Raw genomic sequence first — 7,246 nt, 5'->3', positions numbered from 1 at the left:
CTGGCGAGCCAGACCGACTCCATCGGCAGCATCCTCGACACCATCCGCAGCATCTCGGAGCAGACCAACCTGCTGGCCCTCAACGCCGCCATCGAGGCCGCCCGCGCCGGCGAGCAAGGCCGTGGCTTCGCCGTGGTGGCCGACGAGGTGCGCAACCTCGCCAGCCGCTCCGCCGCCTCCACCGCCGAGATCCAGGGCATGATCAACAGCCTCCAGGAGCAGAGCGCCCGCGCCGTCAGCGCCATGGCCCAGGGCCGCAACCAGAGCCTGCGGGTGGTGACCCAGGCCGACGAGGCCAACGGCGCCCTCGACCAGATCACCGGACACATCACCCAGATCAGCGACATGAACATCCAGGTCGCCACCGCCACCGAAGAGCAGTCGAGCGTGGTGGGGGAGCTCAACCGCAACGTGGAGGACATCAACCAGCTCACCATGGAGACCGCCGATATCGCCCATCACCTGACCGAGTCAAGCCGCAACCTGCAGCACCTCTCCGGTGAGCTCGACAAGCTGGTCGGCAACTTCCGCCTCTGAGCGTCCGGCACCTCTTCCTGACCCGCACCAGGGCGCTTCGGCGCCCTTCTTCATGACCACGGCAAGCCGTGACGCACGGGGGATACGTCGTCTCCCACCGCCCTGCCACATGCCTCATAATCAGGAAAACGCGAGGAGGTATGATGGGCAAGCTGGTCGTGATGATAGTGCTGGGGGGGCTGCTCAGTGCCTGCAGCAGCGGGCCCGTGCGGGTGCACGGGGCCGATGTGAGCGTGGACGATACCCGGATCCGGGTCAGTGATGGGGATCGCGGAGGCGACGGTACCTTCTGCCCACCGGGACAGGCCAAGAAGGGGCGCTGCTGACCGCAGGGTGCCGAAAGACAGACAACAAAAAGCCGCTCCATGGAGCGGCTTTTCTTATGAAACGGGCAGAAGATTATTTTTTCTTCTTGGCCTTGGCGTTCGGCAGGTCGGTGATGGAGCCTTCGAACACTTCGGCAGCCAGACCCACGGACTCGTGCAGAGTCGGGTGAGCATGGATGGTCAACGCGATGTCTTCGGCGTCGGCACCCATCTCGATGGCCAGACCGATTTCACCCAGCAGTTCACCGCCGTTGGTGCCCACGATGGCACCACCGATGACGCGGCCGCTCTCCTTGTCGAAGATCAGCTTGGTCATGCCGTCGGAGCAGTCGGACGCGATGGCGCGACCGGAAGCAGCCCACGGGAAGGTGGCGACTTCGAAGTTCAGACCCTGTTGCTTGGCTTCCTTCTCGGTCAGACCCACCCAGGCCATCTCAGGCTCGGTATAGGCGATGGACGGGATCACTTTCGGGTCGAAGTAGTGCTTCTTGCCGGCGATGACTTCGGCCGCCACGTGGCCTTCGTGTACACCCTTGTGGGCCAGCATGGGCTGACCGACGATGTCGCCGATGGCGTGGATGTGGGCCACGTTGGTACGCAGCTGCTTGTCCACCTCGATGAAACCGCGCTCGTTGACGGCAACACCGGCCTTCTCGGCATCCAGCATCTTGCCGTTCGGCACACGGCCTACGGCAACCAGCACGTTGTCATAACGAACCGGCTCGGCCGGGGCGTGCTTGCCTTCGTAGGAGACGTACAGGCCGTCTTCCCGGGCTTCAACGGCGGTGACCTTGGTCTCCAGCATGATGTTGAATTTCTTGGCCACGCGCTTGGTGTAGATCTTGACGATGTCTTTGTCGGCAGCCGGTACCAGCTGGTCGGCAAATTCCACCACGTCGATCTCGGAACCCAGGGAGGAGTACACGGTACCCATCTCCAGACCGATGATGCCGCCACCGATGACCAGCAACTTGCCAGGAACGGTCGTCAGCTCCAGCGCATCGGTAGAGTCCCATACGCGGGGGTCGTCATGGGGGATGAACGGCAGCTTCACCGGACGGGAACCGGCGGCGATGATGGCGTTGTCGAAGGTGACGGTGGTCTTGCCGTCGGCGCCTTCCACTTCCAGCGTGTTCGGACCGGTGAACTTGCCGAAGCCGTTCACGACCTGGACTTTACGCATCTTGGCCATGCCAGCCAGACCGCCGGTCAGCTGGTTGATGACCTTCTCTTTCCACAGACGCACCTTGTCGATGTCGGTCTGCGGGGCACCGAAGACGATGCCGTGCTCGGCCAGCGCCTTGGCTTCTTCAATGACTTTGGCGACGTGCAGCAGTGCCTTGGACGGGATGCAACCCACGTTCAGGCAGACGCCACCCAGGGTGGAGTAACGCTCGACGATAATGGTATCCAGACCCAAGTCAGCCGCACGGAAGGCAGCGGAATAACCGGCAGGGCCAGCACCCAGTACTACGACCTGGGTTTTGATTTCTTTACTCATCATGACCTCTTTGTCGTTCTTATATCCCCGGACAGCACAGTCTTATGCCAAACAAGGCCGCTGCAGCCGTGAAAAAAACGGGGCAAGTTTACAATCCTGTTAACGAAATGAGAAGCAAAAAGGGCGGGCTCTGGGCCCGCCCTCTCACTTACAGGACCAGTCGACGAATGTCGGACAACACACCACTCAGGGTGGTGATGAAGCGGGCACCGTCGGCGCCATCGATGACGCGGTGGTCATAGCTCAGAGCCAGCGGCAGCATCAGGCGCGGCACGAACTCTTTACCGTTCCACTTCGGCTTCATCTCGGACTTGGAGACGCCCAGGATGGCCACTTCCGGCGCGTTGACGATCGGGGTAAAGCTGGTACCGCCGATGCCACCCAGGCTGGAGATGGTGAAGCAACCGCCCTGCATGTCGGCAGCGGTCAGCTTGCCGGCACGGGCCTTCTTGGAGATCTCGGCCAGATCGCGGGACAGCTCGTGGATGCCCTTCTTGTTGACGTCGCGAACCACCGGAACCACCAGACCGTTGGGAGTATCCACCGCCACACCGATGTGGATGTACTTCTTCATGATCAGCTTGCTGCCGTCTTCGGACAGGGCGCTGCAGAAGCGCGGATGGGCTTCCAGGGCCTTGGCGGCCGCCTTCAGGATGAACACCAGCGGGGTGATCTTCACGTCCAGCTTCTGCTTCTCGGCCAGGATGTTCTGCTCTTTGCGGAACGCTTCCAGATCCGTGGTATCGGCTTCGTCGAACTGGGTGACGTGGGGGATCATGGCCCAGTTGCGGTGCAGGGCAGGACCGGAGATCTTCTGGATACGGGTCAGTTCCAGCTCTTCGACAGGGCCGAACTTGCTGAAATCAACCTTCGGCCAGGCCACGACGCTCATGCCGTTGCCAGTACCGGTGCCGGCAGCCGGAGCGGACTCGGCGCGCTTGACCGCATCCTTCACGTAAGCCTGCACGTCTTCTTTGACGATGCGACCCTTGCGACCGGAGGCTTTCACCTTGGCCAGGTTGACACCGAACTCGCGCGCCAGACGGCGTACAGCCGGGGAGGCGTGGACATAGGCGTCGTTGGCGACGAAATCGGAGGCGGCAGCAGCCTGGGCAACCGGCGCAGGAGCGGCGGCAGCCGGAGCGGCAGCAACAGGTGCTGCGGCAGGAGCCGGAGCAGCCACGGCAGCCGGAGCGGCACCCGCCACTTCGAATACCATGATCAGGGAACCGGTGGAGACCTTGTCACCCGCCTTCACCTTGATCTCCTTGACCACACCGGCGAACGGCGCAGGCACTTCCATGGAGGCCTTGTCGCCTTCCACGGTGATCAGGGACTGGTCGGCTTCAACCTTGTCACCCACGGCGACCATGATTTCGGTCACTTCCACTTCGTCACCGCCGATGTCCGGCACGTTGACGTCCTTGGCACCGGCGGCAACCGGAGCAGCGGCAGCCACGGGGGCAGCAGCAGGAGCCGGCGCGGCAACAGCGGCCGGGGCAGCGCCCGCCACTTCAAAGACCATCACCAGGGAGCCGGTAGAAACCTTGGCGCCGGCGGCAACCTTGATCTCGACCACGCGACCGGCGAACGGTGCCGGCACTTCCATGGAGGCCTTGTCACCTTCCACGGCGATGATGGACTGGTCGGCTTCAACCATGTCGCCCACGGCAACCATGATCTCAGTCACTTCGACTTCGTCACCACCGATGTCCGGCACGTTGACGTCCTGGCGAGCGGCAGCAACAGGAGCGGCGGCCGGCGCGGCAGCAACCGGGGCAGCAGCCTGGACCGGAGCCGGTGCGGCAGCACCCTCGGCTTCGAAGACCATGATCTGGGAACCGGTGGCAACCTTGTCGCCCACCTTGATCAGGATCTCTTTGACGATACCGGCGGCGGGGGCCGGGACTTCCATGGAGGCCTTGTCACCTTCCACGGCGATCAGGGACTGGTCCAGCTCGACCTTGTCACCCACGGCCACCATGATCTCGGTGACTTCAACTTCATCGGCACCGATATCCGGCACCATAATCTGTTTGGACATTGCGCTTTATCCTCTTGCGTGCATCCGCGTGGCAGCCTGAGCATCACCACGCGCATCCCGCGTTATCCGTTTAAACCCAGGCAAGGTCGCGCCGGATACCCGGCGCGACACTCAATCCTCTTACGCGTACAGCGGGTTGACCTTGTCGGCATCGATGCCGTACTTGGCGATGGCTTCGGCCACAACCTGCTTGTCTACCTCGCCGCGCTTGGCCAGTTCGGTCAGGGCAGCAACCACTACGTAGAACTCGTTCACTTCGAAGTGACGACGCAGGTTGGCACGGCTGTCGGAGCGGCCGTAACCGTCGGTACCCAGTACACGGTAGTTCTCGGTCGGAACGAAGGCACGCACCTGATCGGCGAAGGACTTCATGTAGTCGGTCGCGGCGATGGTGGCTTCGGAACCCAGTACCTGAGCGATGTAGGGCACACGCGCTTCGGCGGTCGGGTGCAGCATGTTCCAGCGATCCGCGTCCTGACCGTCACGAGCCAGTTCGTTGAAGGAGGTGACGCTGAACACGTCGGAACCCACGCCGTACTCGCTGGCCAGGATCTGGGCGGCAGTGCGCACGTGACCCAGGATGGAACCACAACCCAGCAGCTGTACCTTGGCCTTGGTGCCGGCCACGGTTTCCAGCTTGTAGATACCCTTGCGAATGCCTTCCTCGGCGCCTTCCGGCATGGCCGGCATGGCATAGTTCTCGTTCAGGGTAGTGATGTAGTAGAACACGTTTTCCGGGTTCTCACCGTACATGCGGCGCAGGCCGTCCTGTACGATCACTGCCACTTCATAGGCGTAAGACGGATCGTAGGAGATGCAGTTCGGGATGGTGTTGGCCAGGATGTGGCTGTGACCATCTTCGTGCTGCAAGCCCTCTCCGTTAAGAGTGGTACGACCGGAGGTCGCGCCCAGCAGGAAGCCACGGGCTTGCTGGTCACCGGCTGCCCACGCCATGTCGCCGATCCGCTGGAAGCCGAACATGGAGTAGTAGATGTAGAACGGGATCATCGGGCAGTCGTTGGTGCTGTAAGAGGTGGCAGCAGCCAGCCAGGAGGACATGGCGCCCAGCTCGTTGATACCGTCTTGCAGAACCTGACCCTGCTTGTCTTCCTTGTAGTAGGAGACGATGTCGCGGTCTTGCGGGGTGTACTGCTGACCGTGCGGGCTGTAGATACCGATCTGGCGGAACAGGCCTTCCATACCGAAGGTGCGGGCTTCGTCAGCCAGGATCGGGACGATGCGCTTGCCGATGGACTTGTCTTTCAGCATCACGTTCAGGGAACGCACGAACGCCATGGTGGTGGAGATTTCGCGCGCCTGTTCACCCAGCAGCGGACCGAAGGCATCCAGCGCCGGGATTTCCAGCTTGGTGGTGCTCTCGCGCAGACGGGTCGGTACATAGCCCTTCAGTGCGGCACGGCGGGCGTGCAGGTACTTGTGCTCTTCGGTACCCTCTTCGATCTTCAGGTACGGCAGGTTTTCCAGCTGCTCGTCGGTGACCGGCAGGTTGAAACGATCGCGCAGGTGACGCACGGAGCCCAGATCCATCTTCTTGACCTGGTGAGCGATGTTCTTGCCTTCGGCCGCTTCGCCCATGCCATAGCCCTTGATGGTCTTGGCCAGGATCACGGTCGGCTTGCCCTTGGTCTGTGCAGCCTTGGAGAAGGCAGCGAACAGTTTGCGGGGGTCGTGACCACCGCGGTTCAGGGCGAAGATCTCCTCGTCGGTCATGTCTTTGACCAGCGCGGCGGTTTCCGGGTAACGGTTGAAGAAGTGCTCGCGCACGTAGGCACCGTCACGGGACTTCATGGTCTGGTAGTCACCATCCACGGTCTCGTTCATCAGCTGGATCAGCTTGCCGGAAGTGTCTTTCTTCAGCAGCTCATCCCACTTGCGACCCCAGATGACCTTGGTCACGTCCCAGCCAGCGCCGGCGAACAGACCTTCCAGCTCGTTGATGACCTTGCCGTTGCCGACAACCGGACCATCCAGACGCTGCAGGTTGCAGTTGACCACGAACACCAGGTTGTCGAGCTTTTCACGCACGGCAACAGTCAGGGCACCCTTGGCTTCCGGCTCGTCCATCTCGCCGTCACCCAGGAAGGCGTAAACGGTCTGCTCGGAGCAATCCTTGATGCCACGGTCGGTCAGGTACTTCAGGAAACGCGCCTGATAGATGGCGGCGATGGGGCCCAGACCCATGGAAACGGTCGGGAACTGCCAGAATTCCGGCATCAGTTTCGGGTGCGGGTAGGAAGGGATACCCTTGCCATCCACTTCCTGACGGAAGTTGTCCAGCTGCTCTTCGGTCAGGCGACCTTCGGCGAATGCGCGGGCGTAGATGCCCGGGGAGATGTGACCCTGGAAGTAGACCAGATCGCCACCGTCCTTCTCGTTGCGGGCACGGAAGAAGTGGTTGTAGCAGACTTCGTAGATGGTCGCGGAAGAAGCGAAGGAAGACATGTGACCACCCAGGTCCAGGTCTTTCTTGGAGGCGCGCAGCACGATCATCATGGCATTCCAGCGGATGATGGCGCGAATGCGGCGTTCCATTTCCAGGTCGCCCGGGTAAGCCGGCTCGTCGCTGGACGGGATGGTGTTGATGTAGTCGCGGTTTGCCTTGGCAGCCACGTCCACACCGCTTGCGCGGGCTTTCTCGGCCAACTGTTCAAGGATGAACTGAGCGCGTTGCGGACCCTCTTCACGCAGCAGGGATTCCAGAGAGGCAAGCCACTCCAGCGTTTCTATCGGGTCCACATCGTTCTTCAGGATATCAGACATGGCTGGTTCCTATGTTGTTGTGATTGCACGGCATTGCACGGCGAAGGGCGCAAGCAT

The 7,246-nt window shown here is 61.8% G+C and carries 5 protein-coding genes; 2 read left to right on the top strand and 3 right to left on the bottom strand.

The features are described from left to right. Positions 1-537 (top strand): methyl-accepting chemotaxis protein (locus AB5Y89_RS14260; protein WP_368224012.1); only part of this gene is annotated, 537 nt, incomplete at its 5' end. A 143-nt stretch (positions 538-680) separates the two neighbouring features. Continuing rightward, positions 681-863, top strand: coding sequence for a hypothetical protein (locus AB5Y89_RS14255; RefSeq protein WP_042015109.1), 183 nt, complete (start codon positions 681-683; stop codon positions 861-863). A 73-nt stretch (positions 864-936) separates the two neighbouring features. Here AB5Y89_RS14255 and lpdA read toward each other — a convergent pair whose 3' ends face one another. The 3 genes from lpdA to aceE form a co-directional block, all read right to left on the bottom strand. Continuing rightward, positions 937-2,364: a dihydrolipoyl dehydrogenase gene (lpdA, locus tag AB5Y89_RS14250; protein WP_010675812.1), complete on the bottom strand. Its 1,428-nt coding sequence runs from the start codon at positions 2,362-2,364 to the stop codon at positions 937-939. Positions 2,365-2,512: 148 nt separating this feature from the next. Further along, on the bottom strand, positions 2,513-4,408 hold the full coding sequence (gene aceF / locus AB5Y89_RS14245; RefSeq protein ID WP_214005209.1) for a pyruvate dehydrogenase complex dihydrolipoyllysine-residue acetyltransferase: 1,896 nt from the start codon (positions 4,406-4,408) through the stop codon (positions 2,513-2,515). Positions 4,409-4,528: 120 nt separating this feature from the next. Next, positions 4,529-7,189 (bottom strand): pyruvate dehydrogenase (acetyl-transferring), homodimeric type, encoded by a 2,661-nt coding sequence (gene aceE, locus AB5Y89_RS14240; protein WP_039040509.1) that lies wholly within the window; start codon positions 7,187-7,189, stop codon positions 4,529-4,531. Between the last annotated feature and the right edge of the window lie 57 nt (positions 7,190-7,246).

Source organism: Aeromonas sp. s4 (assembly GCF_040907855.1).
In the GTDB taxonomy this organism is placed as follows: domain Bacteria; phylum Pseudomonadota; class Gammaproteobacteria; order Enterobacterales; family Aeromonadaceae; genus Aeromonas; species Aeromonas caviae.
This window is presented reverse-complemented; position numbering and strand designations above follow the sequence as displayed.